Origin of the sequence: Maritalea mediterranea, assembly GCF_021568695.1 — a bacterium.
GTDB lineage: Bacteria > Pseudomonadota > Alphaproteobacteria > Rhizobiales > Devosiaceae > Maritalea > Maritalea mediterranea.
Genome location: NZ_JAKGTI010000001.1, coordinates 973,689 through 988,437, shown reverse-complemented (window position 1 = coordinate 988,437; position 14,749 = coordinate 973,689). Strand labels below are relative to the sequence as shown.

General features: G+C 53.0%; 15 protein-coding genes. 8 read left to right on the top strand and 7 right to left on the bottom strand.

Features of this window, described 5'->3' with window-relative positions:
• Positions 1 to 14: 14 nt before the first annotated feature.
• Positions 15 to 1,679, bottom strand: coding sequence for a cytochrome c oxidase subunit I (ctaD, locus tag L1I42_RS04770; RefSeq protein WP_236113341.1), 1,665 nt, complete (start codon positions 1,677 to 1,679; stop codon positions 15 to 17).
• Positions 1,680 to 1,758: 79 nt separating this feature from the next.
• A complete protein-coding gene (gene coxB, locus L1I42_RS04765; RefSeq protein WP_369413066.1) occupies positions 1,759 to 2,664 on the bottom strand; it encodes a cytochrome c oxidase subunit II in 906 nt (301 codons plus the stop codon).
• Positions 2,665 to 3,032: 368 nt separating this feature from the next.
• Between coxB and L1I42_RS04760 the strand changes: the two genes are divergently transcribed.
• From L1I42_RS04760 to L1I42_RS04750, 3 genes are all read left to right on the top strand, one after another.
• Positions 3,033 to 3,527, top strand: coding sequence for an invasion associated locus B family protein (locus L1I42_RS04760; protein WP_236113340.1), 495 nt, complete (start codon positions 3,033 to 3,035; stop codon positions 3,525 to 3,527).
• 136 nt (positions 3,528 to 3,663) lie between these two features.
• The gene (locus tag L1I42_RS04755) at positions 3,664 to 5,067 is read left to right on the top strand and encodes an MATE family efflux transporter (RefSeq protein ID WP_236113339.1); all 1,404 of its coding nucleotides are present in this window, start codon (positions 3,664 to 3,666) and stop codon (positions 5,065 to 5,067) included.
• A 167-nt stretch (positions 5,068 to 5,234) separates the two neighbouring features.
• On the top strand, positions 5,235 to 6,107 hold the full coding sequence (locus L1I42_RS04750) for a LysR substrate-binding domain-containing protein (protein ID WP_236113338.1): 873 nt from the start codon (positions 5,235 to 5,237) through the stop codon (positions 6,105 to 6,107).
• Here L1I42_RS04750 and L1I42_RS04745 read toward each other — a convergent pair.
• Positions 6,083 to 6,778, bottom strand: coding sequence for a DUF4386 domain-containing protein (locus L1I42_RS04745; protein ID WP_236113337.1), 696 nt, complete (start codon positions 6,776 to 6,778; stop codon positions 6,083 to 6,085). The genes L1I42_RS04750 and L1I42_RS04745 overlap by 25 nt on opposite strands.
• 100 nt (positions 6,779 to 6,878) lie before the next feature.
• Between L1I42_RS04745 and L1I42_RS04740 the strand changes: the two genes are divergently transcribed.
• Positions 6,879 to 7,766 (top strand): LysR family transcriptional regulator, encoded by an 888-nt coding sequence (locus L1I42_RS04740; RefSeq protein ID WP_236113336.1) that lies wholly within the window; start codon positions 6,879 to 6,881, stop codon positions 7,764 to 7,766.
• On the opposite strand, the gene L1I42_RS04735 is transcribed toward L1I42_RS04740, so the two are convergent.
• Positions 7,763 to 9,133, bottom strand: coding sequence for a glutamate--cysteine ligase (locus tag L1I42_RS04735; RefSeq protein WP_236113335.1), 1,371 nt, complete (start codon positions 9,131 to 9,133; stop codon positions 7,763 to 7,765). The two genes, L1I42_RS04740 and L1I42_RS04735, sit on opposite strands and share 4 nt — an antisense overlap.
• Before the next feature lie 93 nt (positions 9,134 to 9,226).
• On the bottom strand, positions 9,227 to 9,976 hold the full coding sequence (locus tag L1I42_RS04730) for a 16S rRNA (uracil(1498)-N(3))-methyltransferase (protein WP_236113334.1): 750 nt from the start codon (positions 9,974 to 9,976) through the stop codon (positions 9,227 to 9,229).
• A 76-nt stretch (positions 9,977 to 10,052) separates the two neighbouring features.
• Here L1I42_RS04730 and ubiA point away from each other — a divergent pair, with 76 nt between their 5' ends.
• Entirely contained in the window at positions 10,053 to 10,985 is a 933-nt protein-coding gene (ubiA, locus tag L1I42_RS04725; protein WP_236113333.1) for a 4-hydroxybenzoate octaprenyltransferase, read from the top strand.
• Here the strand turns inward: ubiA and L1I42_RS04720 are convergent.
• On the bottom strand, positions 10,982 to 11,437 hold the full coding sequence (locus L1I42_RS04720) for a DUF6101 family protein (protein WP_236113332.1): 456 nt from the start codon (positions 11,435 to 11,437) through the stop codon (positions 10,982 to 10,984). The genes ubiA and L1I42_RS04720 overlap by 4 nt on opposite strands.
• A gap of 308 nt (positions 11,438 to 11,745) precedes the next feature.
• Here L1I42_RS04720 and L1I42_RS04715 point away from each other — a divergent pair, with 308 nt between their 5' ends.
• From L1I42_RS04715 to L1I42_RS04705, 3 genes are read left to right on the top strand one after another with little or no spacing between them, the layout of a single operon-like run.
• Positions 11,746 to 12,558 carry a 3'(2'),5'-bisphosphate nucleotidase CysQ gene (locus L1I42_RS04715; protein WP_236113331.1) on the top strand — a complete coding sequence of 271 codons (813 nt, stop codon included), beginning with the start codon at positions 11,746 to 11,748 and terminating at the stop codon, positions 12,556 to 12,558.
• Between the two features lie 25 nt (positions 12,559 to 12,583).
• Positions 12,584 to 12,808, top strand: a complete 225-nt coding sequence (locus tag L1I42_RS04710) for a DUF4170 domain-containing protein (protein ID WP_236113330.1) — start codon at positions 12,584 to 12,586, stop codon at positions 12,806 to 12,808.
• Positions 12,809 to 12,817: 9 nt separating this feature from the next.
• Positions 12,818 to 13,591, top strand: a complete 774-nt coding sequence (locus L1I42_RS04705; RefSeq protein WP_236113329.1) for a lysophospholipid acyltransferase family protein — start codon at positions 12,818 to 12,820, stop codon at positions 13,589 to 13,591.
• Positions 13,592 to 13,611: 20 nt separating this feature from the next.
• On the opposite strand, the gene L1I42_RS04700 is transcribed toward L1I42_RS04705, so the two are convergent.
• Positions 13,612 to 14,745, bottom strand: a complete 1,134-nt coding sequence (locus tag L1I42_RS04700) for a hypothetical protein (protein WP_236113328.1) — start codon at positions 14,743 to 14,745, stop codon at positions 13,612 to 13,614.
• Positions 14,746 to 14,749 lie beyond the last annotated feature (4 nt).

Here is a 14,749-nt window from a genome sequence, read left to right as displayed (position 1 = left end):
ATCTAGCCAGTTGGTTACTTTACTTTTGGCAAAGTTTCGAACTGGTGGAACGGTGGAGGTGAAGGCAATGTCCACTCAAGAGTAGTGGCACCCTCGCCCCATGGATTGTCCGCTGCTTTGCGCTTTTTCATCAAGGATTCGATGATAGAGGCAAAGAAGAACACCAGACCCAAAGCCATGATCAGATAGCCGATGGAAGACACCATGTTCCACAATGCAAAGGCTTCAGGATAATCGATGTAACGACGTGGCATACCGTTCAACCCGAGGAAGTGCTGCGGGAAGAAGATCAGGTTCACGCCGATGAACATTACCCAGAAATGCAGCTGGCCCAATGTTTCGTTGTACATATAGCCGAACATTTTCGGATACCAGTAGTACCAAGCGGCAAAGATCGCGAATACGGCACCCAGTGACAATACATAGTGGAAGTGTGCAACCACATAGTAGGTGTCGTGCAATGAACGGTCAGCGCCAGCGTTGGCCAATACCACACCTGTTACACCGCCAACGGTGAACAAGAAGATGAAGCCGATGGCCCACAGCATGGGTGTGCGGAACTCGATGGAGCCGCCCCACATGGTGGCAATCCATGAGAAGATCTTCACCCCTGTCGGCACCGCAATCACCATTGTGGCGAATACGAAGTAGCGCTGAGTATCAAGCGAAATGCCTGTGGTGTACATGTGGTGCGCCCACACGATAAAGCCAACAAAGCCAATCGCCACCATCGCATAAACCATCGCCAGATAGCCAAATACAGGCTTGCGAGAGAAGGTGGACACGATGTGCGAGACAATGCCGAAGCCAGGCAAAATCATAATATACACTTCAGGGTGACCGAAGAACCAGAACAAGTGCTGGAACAGAATCGGGTCGCCACCGCCAGAAGGTTCGAAGAAGGTTGTGCCGAAGTTACGGTCGGTCAACAACATGGTAATGGCACCAGCCAATACTGGCAAGGACAACAGCAGCAAGAAGGCTGTGACCAGGATCGACCACGCGAAAAGTGGCATTTTGTGCAAGGTCATGCCGGGTGCGCGCATGTTGAAAATGGTGGTGATGAAGTTGATCGCACCCAAGATTGACGATGCACCGGCGACGTGCAGTGACAGGATGGCGAAGTCCATCGCGGGGCCAGGCTGACCGGATGTGGACAATGGCGGATAGATAGTCCAACCGCCGCCGGTGCCCATGCCGCCTGGAGGGCCCTCAAAGAACATGGACATCAGCAACAGGATGAATGCCGGTGGCAACAACCAGAATGAAATGTTGTTCATCCGCGGGAACGCCATATCCGGTGCACCAATCATCAACGGCACGAACCAGTTAGAGTACCCACCGATCAAGGCTGGCATCACCACGAAGAATACCATGATCAGACCATGGGCTGTGGTGAACACATTATACATGTGCTTGCCCGCATCCAGCGCCACGGCGCTTTGCCATTCATGGCCATAAACCATTGACGCCAAGCCAGGGAAAATCTGAATGCCAGGTTCAGCCAATTCCCAGCGCATAAAGCCAGACAATGCGCCACCGATGATCCCTGCGATGATCGCAAAGATCAGGTACATCGTGCCGATGTCTTTATGGTTGGTTGAATATACATAGCGCTTCCAACCCGTTGGGTGGTCGTGCGCATCATGTGAATTTTGGGCAGCAGTTGCGTTCGCCATTTGCTTTCCTTGCCTCTTTCCTTAACGCCCCAAGATCCCCTTGAGATCCCTCTTTGGGCGGCAAAATTAGCGGCGGGCCCTAAAGGCTCGCCAAAGTCCCGTTAGCAGCCTCGACATCGTCTTCGGCTTTCATGATTTCAGCCCATGCTGCGAATTCTTCTTTCGAAACAACGCGCACCGCAATCGGCATAAAGGCATGGTCTTTGCCGCACAGCTCTGAACACTGGCCGTAGTAAAGACCCTCTTTACGCACGTGGAACCATGTCTCATTCAAACGACCCGGCACCGCGTCGGTTTTGTTACCGAAAGCAGGCATAGCAAAAGCGTGCAGCACATCGCCGGCGGTCACTTCAACGCGAACTGTTGTGTCAACAGGCACCACAAGCTCATTATCCACGGCCAACAAATAGGGCTGCCCGGGCTTTTGCTCGGCAATCTCTTCTTTGCTGAGCATATAAGAAGAGTAGAATGCCCCATTCAGGTCAGGATATTCGTAATCCCAGTACCATTGATGACCTGTTACACGAACGGTCAATTCAGGCTCGGGGATCACTTCGCCTGCATCACGAGAAAAGATATTTGACCCCAAATATTTCCGCTCGCCGTCCGGGATGGTCATTTGATCTGACAACACGCCAAATGACGGCACCGCAATCACGATCAGGATGATGATCGGCACAACGGTCCAAACAATCTCGATCAGTGTATTGTGGGTAAATTTGGAAGGCGTCGGGTTTGCACGCTTATTGTAGCGAACCATGACCCAGATCAATAACGCCGTTACAAAAATGGTTATAAGAGTGATGATCCACATCAACAAACCATCATGAAAGGCAATGGTTGCATCCATGATTGGGGTTACAGATTCTTGCAAACCGATTGCGCCGGGCTCTGGCTGCCCGTTTTGCGCCAAAGCGGCGGTGGGCATAAGGCCCAGTGAAATTGCAGATGTGATTTTAGCCAGACGTGCAAGAAGTTTGCTCACGCCAGTCTCCCTTTGCGACATGTTTAAGCCCTTTTTCGTCGGTAACGCTTAAAGATCAAGCGAACTGGCTTGTCAATTCGCGTTAAGACGACCAAGAGCAGAATCTTGAAACAGACTAAAACCATAACAGACGGCGCAAAGCAATTCCAAACCGCCATAAAACAGTGCGTCATATGGTTGCAATCGACAGTTTTGAAGCATTTTTCTGTATTTTTCTCGAAATTTCTGCATCAGACCGGGCGAGACTGTGTGTTTTAGGCCGCAATTTTGCCATGTGAATAAGCAATCTAATCGCCGCGTGCCGAATTGACTGTCGCGGCGAAAGCACGCAAGGTCACCAAGTCTTGGGGTAAAGGAATCGTCATATCATGCGTTTTTTCAAGCTTATTTCCATTTTGCTGATGTTTGGGCTGATGCTCTCTGGCGCGCAGGCGCAAGGCACGGTGAAAGGCGATTATGGCGATTGGCAAATGACCTGCGACACGCCGCCAGGGGCCAGCTTTGAGCAATGTGCGCTGATCCAGAATGTGACGGCCGAAGACCAACCTGGCGTGGCCCTGAGCGTCATTATTCTAAAGACTGCAGATAAAAAAACGCAGCTGTTGCGCATTCTGGCACCACTTGGTGTTTTGCTGCCCAACCAATTGGGCCTGGTGCTGGACGGCAACGACAAAGGACGGGCGCCGTTCATTCGGTGCTTGCCCAATGGGTGCATGGCGGAAGTTGTGTTGACGCCTGAGCTGATTGACGAGCTGTCGAACGCGGAAACCGCCTTGTTTGTTGTGTTCAAAACACCGGAAGAAGGCATTGGCATTCCCGTTTCCATGAACGGCTTTGGCGAGGGCTACAAAGCCCTGCCTTAGGGCTGACCGTGCCGCAGAATGCTTTGATGAGATTTATGTGCGACAAGAATTGCCTTGAACCGCAGAGGTGAATGCGTCTAGTTAAGCCCGGTTAATGACTGTTTGGCCAAAGAGGCCACCAATTAAGAGTAGGCTTATGAGCAACGCATCCACAAGCGGCAAAAGCGCGGTATTTCTCACCGGCTCCACCATGCGCCATGTCATTATTATGACAACGACTTCGGCCATCGGCCTGATGTCGATCTTTTTTGTGGATGCCATTACGCTTTTTTATATCAGTCAGCTGGAAGACCCTAGTCAAACAGCCGCTGTGGGCCGGGCCTCCTATGTGATTGCCTTTATTATCGGCATGTCGGTCGGCTTTATGATCGGCACCTCGGCCATGGTGGCGAGGGCATTGGGCGCCGGACAGGATGAAGCAGCAAAATCCTATGCGGGCACATCGGTGATCAGCGTCGCCATTTTCGGCTTTTTGATCGCAGCATTAGGCTTTTTGTTGACCGATTGGCTGATGGACCTGTTGGGGGCCACCGGCGAAGCGCTCGACTATGCACGCACCTATCTTTTCATCGTGCTGCCCTCCACCCCATTCTTTGCCATCGGCATTGTCACCATGGGGATATTGCGGGCGCATGGCGATGCGAAACGCTCAATGTATATCACCTTGATCGGCGGTTTCCTGACGGCGGTGCTAGACCCGATCTTTATCTTTGTGTTTGGCTGGGAAGTGATTGGCGCCGCAATCGTCTCCGCGATTGTGCGTGTGTCGTTCGCCGCTCTTGGTCTTTATTATTTGATCGGCATCCACAAAGCCATCACCTTGCCTGATTTGAGCCGCTTTTTTAAGGACCTTGGCGACATTTTGAAGATTGCTGCGCCGACCGTGGTCACTAATCTGGCGGCACCCGTTGGGGCCTTCTTGATTGCCCGCGCTGTGGCCGACTATGGCGATGCCGCGGTGGCCGGCCAATCTGTGGTGGACCGTTTGATCCCCCTCGCCTTTGGTGTGATCTTCGCCCTTTCGGGTGCGGTCGGGCCGATCATTGGCCAAAATTACGGCGCCCTGCAAATGGGCCGTGTGCGCCAGGCGCTGATTGACGGGCTGATCTTTAATGCCGTTTATGTGCTTGTAGCCTGGGCTCTGCTGTTTATCGCACAAAACCAGATCATTGCCATTTATCAGGCCGAGGGCAATATGGCGCTGGTGATCCGCCTGTTCTGTACGGTGCTGGCGGGTTCGTTTCTATTCAATGGCATGTTGTTCGTCTCCAACGCGGCTTACAACAATTTGGGCTATCCGCTCTTGGCGACACTGTCCAACTGGGCCCGACATACAATCGGCGTCTTGCCCTTTATCTATGTCGGTGGCCTCTGGGGCGGGCTGCCGGGCATCATTTGGGGCGCAGCCATCGGCGCGATCTTTTTTGGTATATTGCCGGTGGTTGGCGCCTTTTGGTTGATCGATCGCTTGACTCCGGATGCCAAAGATCCAGCGACAACAGCCGATACTGCGGAAGCGGCAGAAGCACCCGCATCCTGAACCTTAACCAAAAAGTTGCCGAGACGCCTGTGGCGCTCGGCACAAAGTTTCGGGGGTTAGTGGTCCAAGATAATGGTTGGACCAGAATGATGCTTGCACGCTATTGACATTTTTCCCATTCGTCTAACAAATAGTATTCATCTCAATAATCAATCTCTGTGATGAATATGGCCAATCCCCTCGATCTTGATCAGTTGCGTACATTTGCTGTTATCGCCGATTGCGGCAGCTTTACCGAAGCGGCGCGACGGGTGTTTAAAACCCAGTCAGCTGTCTCCATGCAGATTAAAAGACTGGAGGAACGCCTGGGCGAGGAATTGCTGGTGCGTGACGGTCGATCCATTTCGCTTACCCGCGCGGGCGATGCGCTCTATCACCATGCGCGGCGGATGCTGGAAATCAACGCAGAGATTGAAGATTTGTTTTCCTCAGACGTGCTCTCCGGCACGATCCGAATCGGCATTCCAGACGATTATGCCGTGAAGGTGCTGCCGATTCTGCTGAGTTCATTTCAGCAAACCCATCCCAAAATTCTAGTGGATGTGAAGTGCAAATCCTCTGAAGAGTTGATCAGCGACATGCAGCAGGGTGATTATGATTTGATCGTCTTCACCCAGGGCACCAATCATGAAACGGGTGAAATCTTGCGCACAGAGCCGCTCTCCTGGGTGATCGGGCCCAACTCTGACGCGCACAAACAAGATCCGTTGCCGATTGCCTGTGGCAACAAGCAATGCTGCTGGCGCTCCAACGCAGAGAGCGCGTTACGCGATGCCAATATCAATTATCGGGTGGCGTACACCTCCTCTAATGCCACTGCCATCACCAGCGCGGTGATGGCAGGGCTGGCCGTGGGGGTGTTAGCCGAAAGCTCGATCACGCCTGATATGCGTCGGTTGGGGCTGGAGGACGGGCTGCCGCCCCTGAAGGCGGCAGATATTGCGATCCGTCGGGCCGCCAATGCTTATGGCGGCATCTATAGTGCGCTGGTGGCGCACATAAAGGCCGAGTTGGATCAAGCCATGGAAGATGCGGCCTGATGCGCGTGGGGCGTGTTGGCACTTGCGTTGAACCCTTTGGCGATCAGCCATATGCTTAAGCCCACTTCAAACAGGCCGCCGGGAATGGATAGCATAACGCCCCAGCCGGACAGGAAAAATTCTGAAGTCGTGCCGACAATAAAAATTGTGTAACCGACCACCCCCAAAATCGCCAACGAACGCGGCACCAATTGAGTGCGCCAGAGCACGGCACACATCAGCAAGCCGCCAACGCCCCAAAGCGTCATACCGGACTGGTAGAAATAGAAATTGATATAATAAAGCAGCTTTCCGAAGGCTTCTGTATACAGGGGATCAGTCGCGTCGATTGTGGGCACGGCCAACATCAAGAATACGCTGCCCACCAACAGTGCCATCGTGCCCATCAGGGTGAGGCTGAGATAACCCAGCGCTTTGAGCGGGGCAAAAGGCGACATGGCGCGAAACAGAATCGTGATCGCCCCCACATTGGTGAAGGTGTGCAGGATCGCCACGGCAAAGGCTGCCACTAAATAGGTGATGCGCTGGGACTCAATTGTGGTGATCGGATCTGCTGCCAACAAAAGCGGCTCCATCAGTGCGGTGCCAATCCCATAGGACAGGAATGAGCCAATAAAGAAGATGCCGGCCAGCCGTGCCGCATTGCGATTTAGATATGTGGGTTGTGTCATGAGGATATGCCCTGAAATTTTCAATGTCGAATGCCCGTCCTATCCCAGTTGATCGCTATTATAAATTGACCAATTTCGTGCAACTGCTATGCATAAATGCATGAGTTGGCGTGGAATCGATTTTGACTGGAGCAAGGTAAGGGCCTTTTTGGTGGCAGCGGAGGAAGGCTCCTTCTCTGCCGCGGCGCGCGCGCTTGGGATTGCGCAGCCGACATTGGGTCGGCAGATTGAAGCGCTGGAGCAGGAGTTGAAGGTCACTTTGTTTGAGCGCGATGGCCGCGGCATTACCCTGACCCCGAGTGGTCTGGAGCTATTGGCCCATGCCCGCAAGATGGGCGATGCGGCTGGCGCATTCTCTCTGGCAGCACACGGACAATCCAGTGCGATTGAAGGGCGCGTATCCATTGCCGCTGCCGAAATGTTTGCCGCAACAGAGTTGCCGCCCATCATAACTGAATTGCGTCGGTCAGAACCCAAACTTGAAATAGAACTGGTTGTTTCAAACCGGGCGAGCGATTTGCATCGGCGCGAAGCAGATATTGCGCTGCGTTTCTTCCGGCCAACGGAGCCGGACTTGTACGCAAGAAAACTTATGGATGTGCAAGCGCAGCTCTATGCTAGCGACGCCTACCTGACCCAGTTTAATCCGCCCCTTACCCTGGACAACATCAACCGCGCTGAATTTATCAGCCTGGATTCTGAAAATGTGGTGATGCATGGCTTAAATGCACATGGCATGAACCTGACTGAAGCCAACTTCCCCTTGCAGGTGGATAGCTATGTGGTGATGTGGAATCTGATGAAAAGCGGCGCAGGTGTCTGCATAATGGACACAAGTGTGGGTGACCGGGAACCCGGCGTGCGCCGAGTTTTGCCGGATTTTCCTTCGCTCAACTTCTCAATGTGGCTGGTGGCCCATAGGGAGCTAAAGACAAACCGCCGTGTGCGGAGGGTGTTTGATTATTTGGTGGAGAAGCTCGCAGGCTAGAACAAGCGTTCCGTATAGATTTTGCTGATGTCGCCTTCCCAAGGGCCGTTATAGGCGTCGAGCATATGTTCGGCGGGTGTTTTTCCGGTATCGAGCGTTTCTTTGATCATGTTCAAGAAAACAGACTCGTCAAAGCCTTCATAATTCTTGTTCTTGCGCGCCACCAGTCCGGACTTCGCTAGTTTAGAGACATCCTTGGCGACATCCAAAACCGTGCGGCCATTGATTTCAGCATTTAACGCAGACTTTGATACATCGATGCGCAATTGATTGCGTTGCTCAGCGGTCCAATCTTTGACCAACTCCAATGCGCCATCCAGCGCGCCTTGATCATAGAGCAAACCGACCCATAGGGCGGGCAAAGCGCAGATACTATCCCAAGGCCCTGCGTCCGCACCGCGCATTTCCAAGAAAGTTTTAAGCCGAACTTCAGGGAACAAGGTGGAGAGATGATCCTCCCAATCCGCGATTGTTGGTTTTTCACCCGGCAATTGCGGCAGCTCGCCTTTCAGGAAGGCGCGGAAGCTCTCGCCAGCACAATTGACAAATTCGCCATTACGCATCACGAAATACATTGGCACATCAAGGGCATAATCTACATAGCGCTCAAAGCCCATGCCCGGTTCAAACGCAAAGTCCAACATGCCGGTGCGGTCATTGTCTGTGTGCTGCCAAATCTTCGAGCGATAAGAAAGGTAACCTGACGGCTTCCCATCAATGAAGGGCGAGTTGGCAAACAATGCTGTTGCGATCGGCTGCAGCGCCAAACTGGCGCGCAATTTGTCGACCATGTCTTTTTCGGACGAAAAGTCGAGATTTACTTGCACGGTGCAGGAGCGGAACATCATGGACGTGCCGAGTGTGCCGACTTTTTCCATATAGGGCTTCATGATCCCGTAGCGGGATTTAGGCATCATGGGCATGTCTTCTAGCGACCAGGCTGGCGCCACACCCAGGCCCAAAAACTCAATATTGAGCTTATCAGTGATGCCCCGCAGCAAACGCAAATGATTGCCGGTTTCTGAGCAGGTATCGTGCAGCTTTTCCAACGGCGCGCCTGAAAGCTCCAACTGTCCACCCGGCTCCAGCGAAATGGAGGCGCCCGTGCTTTCATCTTTCAGGCCAATCAAATGGCCCTTGTCTAAAAGCGGTGTCCAATCGGTGCGTTTTTGAATTTCGGTGAGAATCGCGCCAATGCCGTTTTCTCCCTCATAGGGCAAGGGCTTATGGCTGTCTTTACAGAATACGAATTTTTCGTGCTCCGTGCCAATGCGCCAGTCCTGCTTTGGCTTGCACCCTTTTTCCAGCGCGTAAATCAGGTCGGATTTCGACTCGATAAGGGGGGCGTTTTTAACTGCATTGGCCATAGAAGGTCCGTCCGGTCGTCAGTGTTGTGTCCCGCTATGCCAGCGCGATCTTTGCTGGCGACAATAACGCGGAAAAAATAGGATGCAATCCTTTTATCGTAAATCACCGATATTTGATTGCACAAGTGTTAATGCCACAATCGCCGCCGTATCGGCCCGCAGAATTCGCGGTCCCAAGCTGATGGGAACACAAAATTTTTGTGCCCGCAATAGGGTCCGTTCGGCTTCTGAAAAGCCGCCTTCCGGGCCGATCAGAACAGCAACCTGATGATCTGTATAAGGTTGAAGGGCTTCAGCCGCATTCGCCACGTCAGTTTCCTCGTCGGCAAAAATTAGAATGCGATCCGGGTCGGTCTCGTCCCAATTGGCAATCAGTTTTTCCAGTGTGGTCGCTTCGTGCACCTCTGGCACATTCAGGATTTCGCACTGCTCAGCCGCTTCAATCGCGTTGGCCTGCATACGATCATAATTAATGCGCGCCATTTGCGTGTGCTGCGTTTGCACCGGCCGCAGGGCGTTCACGCCCATTTCGGTGGCCTTTTGCACCATAAAATCCAATCGCGCAGTTTTGATGGGCGCGAAAATATAGTCAATTTTGCTGGGTAGGGTTTGCGTGCTGGTCCGGTCGTGCAGTGCCAGCTCGGCAGCTTTTTTTGAATCATGCACGAGACTGGCGCGAAAGGCGCCATCTTGCCCGTTAAACAGAATCACCTCGCCGCCTTTTTTTAGGCGCAACACATTCACAAGATAGTTGGATTGGGCTTTATCCAGTTTCAGCTGGCCATCAACCGATAGGGGATGATCCACAAAAAGGCGGGGCAAAGATTTATGTTGGCGCGGCATTTTGGTGCCTCTTGCTTGACTTTTGGCGGCTAAAGAATAGCGTTCCGAACAACTCAATAGGTGGAAGTGGTGCGCGATGCAAGACAAACCCAATTCTGAAATAATTGCCGATGCCAGCAAAACCAATTGGGTGGACCGTTATGCCCCCAAAGCCATCCACCCCTATGCCAAAATGGCGCGGTGGGATCGGCCCATTGGGTATTGGCTGTTATTTTGGCCCTGTGCAATCTCATTGGCACTCGCCGCTGTCGCGCGCCCGGCCACCGGCTTCAACTTCACCTATCTATTGCTGTTTTTTCTCGGTGCCATTGCGATGCGCGGTGCAGGCTGTACCTTAAACGATATTGTAGACCGCAATATTGATGGCAAGGTGGAGCGGACTCGATTGCGGCCCATTCCCTCGGGTAAAATCAGTGTGCCGCAAGCCTTTGTGTTTCTGGCAGCGCAATGTCTGGTGGGGCTGGTTATTCTTTGGCAATTCAATGATTTCACCAAGATATTGGGCCTGTCGTCCATTGGGCTGGTGATCATTTATCCCTTTATGAAGCGCATCACCTATTGGCCACAGCTTTTTCTAGGCCTAGCATTTAACTGGGGCGCACTGATGGGATGGGCGGCTATGTTTGGCGAACTGCATTATCCCGCCTTTTATCTTTACGCGGGGGCGATATTGTGGACCATCGGTTATGACACGATTTATGCCCTGCAAGATCGGGAAGATGACGCGTTAATCGGCGTTAAATCCACTGCCCGGCTGTTTGGCGATCACGCGCAACCCATCACGGGGCTATTTTATCTTGGCGCTGCTATATTGTGGTTTTTGGCCGCCGATGGCGCGGGCGCAGGCCCGGTCTATTATTGGGTGATGTGGGTTGCCCCGGCGCTTTTGGCCTGGCAAATTCTCACGCTGAAACCGGACCAGACATCAAACTGCCTGATCCGGTTTAAATCCAATTTTTGGGTGGGCCTCAGCTTCACCCTTGCGCTCTATATCGAATATGCGATCTAGCCGGACACAAGCCCTAGTTTGCGACGATTGAGAAAGCGTGGACGGCGCGTGGCCTCTGGTCCCAGCTTGCGACGGTTGGTTTCTTGCCCAACCATAACGCCACCCACATGTTGCGAGTAGGGCACCAACCCGCCATTGCCGGACCGGATAAACAGCGGCAAGCCCAACTGCTTGCCCCAATTTTGCCATTCGGCCACCACGGTGTGGTTACCTTGTTCTTCAAACACGCGATAGTTCAAATCTTCGTCCGCATGGACCAATTCTATTGAGCTGAAGAGCTCGCCATCTTCAGTGATGCTGGTGGCGACAGCTACTCCGTAATATTCTTTAACCGGAACTTTGATTTTGATCGGAACACCGCTTTTGGACAGCATTTTGCGTACAGTGACGGTTTGCACCTCACTCGCGCGCTGACCATTGTCATTTGCGGGCGACAATATTGGCCATTTCACACCGTCTTTTCCAAACAAGATCAGATCCGATCCTGAAACTGTTTTTCCTTGCACCATTTTTATCTCGTGCCTTCCTGTTAACCTGAGAGCTATTCTTTGTTTTGCTGCTCTTCTTATGCGAGCCAAATTAGCAGCCAAGGTTTGGCATCCCTTTAAAAAATTGGGTTAAGTTTTCCTTGTTCTCAAAAGGGTTAGCAGGTTATGACCGGGGGTAACCACGGATTAACCGAAACGAAGTTCTTGCCTTTCCATGTTCGCTCGATTAAGCACGGAAGAGCTTAGATTTATTGGGGTTTCGGGGGCCTTTGATGGCAAATCCAGACATGGCTGACTTGCAAGACGATCTGGACCTCATCCGAAATGCTGTTGTGGGCGCCGGTATCATCGCGACCGGTTTTTTCCGGCAAAATGTAAAAACCTGGACAAAAGATAACGCCTCACCCGTGACCGAGGCGGACTATGCGGTCGATAATTTCTTGAAAAACATGCTCACCAAAGCGCGGCCCGGTTATGGCTGGCTGAGCGAAGAGACAGCCGATGACCCGTTACGGTTGGAGTGTCGGCGAGTGTTTGTTGTGGACCCTATTGATGGGACGCGAGGCTTTATTCGCGGCGAAGATAGCTGGACCATCTGCATTGCGCTGGTTGAAGACGGACAGCCCAAAGTGAGTGTGCTTTATGCGCCCATTCGCGATGAACTCTATGAAGCAGTGGCAGGTCATGGTGCTTTGTTGAACAAATCGCCGATCAAGCGGCGCAACCGTTTGGGCGCTGGCCCGGTGATCCCGGCCCCGGGGGCGGTGCATCGCGAACTGGAAGAGCGCGGCATTGATTATGTGCGCGGACCGGCCCTGCCCTCGCTTGCCTATCGGCTGGTCCAGGTGGCAACCGGCGTGCTGGATGTCGCGGTGGCGCGACGCGGCGCACAGGATTGGGATATTGCGGCACCTGCTCTTATCTTATCGGAATGCAATTATACATTGGAAGATGTATGTGTTGGCGTGCCGCGCTTTAATAAGCGAGAAATTCGTCACGGCGCCCTTGCGGCAATGTCTGACCTGACGCTAAAAGATGATGTGCATGATGTGCTGCGCAAGGTCTATGGGTGTCCTGCAGCATAGAAACGACAAAAATGGTGGGGTTTAAATGAGCGAAGAAAAACAATTGCTGCATTTGGTGTTTGGCGGCGAACTGGAAGACTTGGAAAAAATTCAATTCCGCAATCTGGATGAGTTGGATATTGTTGGGGTTTATCCCAATTATCAATCCGCCTATGCCGTTTGGAAGCAAAAGGCCCAGATGACAGTGGATAATGCGCATATGCGATATTTTATCGTGCATATGCACCGCTTGCTTGACCCTGATGCCTAAGGCCAATCGGTGAACGCAAAATCTAGAAAGACATCTGGCGGGCGGGGGCTGAACAGCACCAAAGCTCGCCATTTTATTGGATGGCATATTTTGGGCGGCTATTTGCGCCTGACCTCAGCCACGTCCAAATTTGTCTATGATCCGCCAAATGCAGAACAAAAGTGTGCAGATTTGATGCCGGCCATCTATGTGTGTTGGCACGGGCAAGGCATGCTGGGCATGAAATTGGTGCCTGAGGCCAGCCAATTGACCATTCTCACCTCGCGCCACCCCGACGGACAATTGGTGGCCGCCGCTGCCAAAAGCTTCGGCTGCTCCAATATTGATGGCTCAGGCGCCAGCCCGAAGCAGGATGAAGGCACTGGCGGCATGGCGGCGATGCGCGAAATGGTGCGGGCGATGAAAAATGGCCAATCTATTGGCATTACGGCAGATATTCCCCCCATCCCCGGGCGGCAGGTCTCTGACGGGGTGGCGCTGTTGGCGCGCTTTTCCGGCCGCCCGATTATACCTTATGCCGTGTCCAGTTCGCGCCGCTCTGTTCTGGAAAAAGTTTGGGATAAGATGCAAATCAACCACCCCTTCTCCCGCATTTCTGCGGTGGTGGATGAACCGCTCTATGTGCCACGCACGGCAAAAGACCTCACGCCCTATTCTGAAGAGCTGGCGAAGCGGCTGGATAACGTGCTGAAACGGGCCTTTTTGTTGGCCGATAGCAAGGAACTGCCGCCGCGTCCGGATCGGTCGGATTTTGATCCGCAAGGTTCTGAAGCGAGCAATTAGCCGCATGAGTTCGATGCGGCTCAGCCGCCCGCAAGAATGAGTCTTACTGCATAATCCAAAGCACCAGCCGGGCCGATGCGTTCCATGCCAATGTGGCCCCGGCGTTTGGCGTCGGCTTCATCTTCAAGAAGCGATGCCATGGCAGCGGTCAGTTCATTGACGTCCAGAGATGTTGTTATACGGCTCTCGCCCATGAGGCGTTCATTTTTCGCAACACGGCTTGGCCGGGCGTCGGGAGGCACAAGGGCGATTACTGGCACGCCCAGTCCGGCACTCTGGAAACCGGCGGTTCCCGCCTGACCGGCTACAAAACGCGACACTCTTGCAAGGCTGCCAACGCCTTTATCAAAGAAATGTACTGGCGTTTTATCCACCATCTCGGCCTTTGCCAAATATTCCGGTGCTGTCAGGTCGGGCTCCTTGTCAACGGCTCTAAGTCCAGAGACCCTGATCAATTGATTAGCATCCGCCGTGGGGGCAACAGGCACTAAAACACTGATTGGGTATTTTCCTGTTAAACGCCCCAACGCTCTTATTTGCAGCTCAAAGAGCACCTTGGCCGCGTTGCGACTGCCTGGCAGCAGCGTCACGGCAGTCTTATCGCCAACAAGCGGGGTTACATCCATGGCGAGTTCTGGGACTGTGTCCATCATGATGTTGCCGACAAATCCGGCATCAAGCCCATAGGCACGCAATTGACCCGCCAGTATATCATCGCGACATAGCGTCTTGGCGGCTGTGGCTTTTATCAATCGTTTCTCCACAGCAGAGTAGGTTGAGGCAAAGCCGGACTTGTAGCAATCCAGGTAAAGGTCGACAGCATGCCCCCCGGCTTTGCATAACGCCAAGCCAACCATATCGCCCAACACAATTATCTTGTCCCAGCGGCCGCGTTGCTGGCGCATATAGCGCACATGTTTAAGAGCGGTCAGCGCCAAACCATGTTGGAAATCTTTGATCAAAGAGCCTTGTTTGCGGTGGCCCTCACTGGCCAGATGACCGCGTGGTCCCACTAACGGGCAAATATTTCGATAGGCAAGCCCCTCGCCCACTGTGGGCAGGGCTTCCATTTCGCATTGTGGGGCAAGTGCCTTGGCCAAGGCGGCACCCATGGCATCTTCGCCCATGCCATTGGTGATGATCAAAACGCGCATGCGG

Excerpts from the sequence above, each read along its gene's own strand:
- L1I42_RS04735 (WP_236113335.1), bottom strand. The coding sequence starts at position 9,133 with ATGGCCAATGCAGTTAAAAACGCCCCCCTTATCGAGTCGAAATCCGAC.
- ubiA (WP_236113333.1), top strand. The coding sequence starts at position 10,053 with ATGCAAGACAAACCCAATTCTGAAATAATTGCCGATGCCAGCAAAACC.
- L1I42_RS04755 (WP_236113339.1), top strand. The coding sequence starts at position 3,664 with ATGAGCAACGCATCCACAAGCGGCAAAAGCGCGGTATTTCTCACCGGC.
- L1I42_RS04750 (WP_236113338.1), top strand. The coding sequence starts at position 5,235 with ATGGCCAATCCCCTCGATCTTGATCAGTTGCGTACATTTGCTGTTATC.
- L1I42_RS04710 (WP_236113330.1), top strand. The coding sequence starts at position 12,584 with ATGAGCGAAGAAAAACAATTGCTGCATTTGGTGTTTGGCGGCGAACTG.
- L1I42_RS04740 (WP_236113336.1), top strand. The coding sequence starts at position 6,879 with ATGAGTTGGCGTGGAATCGATTTTGACTGGAGCAAGGTAAGGGCCTTT.
- L1I42_RS04730 (WP_236113334.1), bottom strand. The coding sequence starts at position 9,976 with ATGCCGCGCCAACATAAATCTTTGCCCCGCCTTTTTGTGGATCATCCC.
- L1I42_RS04745 (WP_236113337.1), bottom strand. The coding sequence starts at position 6,778 with ATGACACAACCCACATATCTAAATCGCAATGCGGCACGGCTGGCCGGC.
- ctaD (WP_236113341.1), bottom strand. The coding sequence starts at position 1,679 with ATGGCGAACGCAACTGCTGCCCAAAATTCACATGATGCGCACGACCAC.
- L1I42_RS04760 (WP_236113340.1), top strand. The coding sequence starts at position 3,033 with ATGCGTTTTTTCAAGCTTATTTCCATTTTGCTGATGTTTGGGCTGATG.
- L1I42_RS04700 (WP_236113328.1), bottom strand. The coding sequence starts at position 14,745 with ATGCGCGTTTTGATCATCACCAATGGCATGGGCGAAGATGCCATGGGT.
- L1I42_RS04715 (WP_236113331.1), top strand. The coding sequence starts at position 11,746 with ATGGCAAATCCAGACATGGCTGACTTGCAAGACGATCTGGACCTCATC.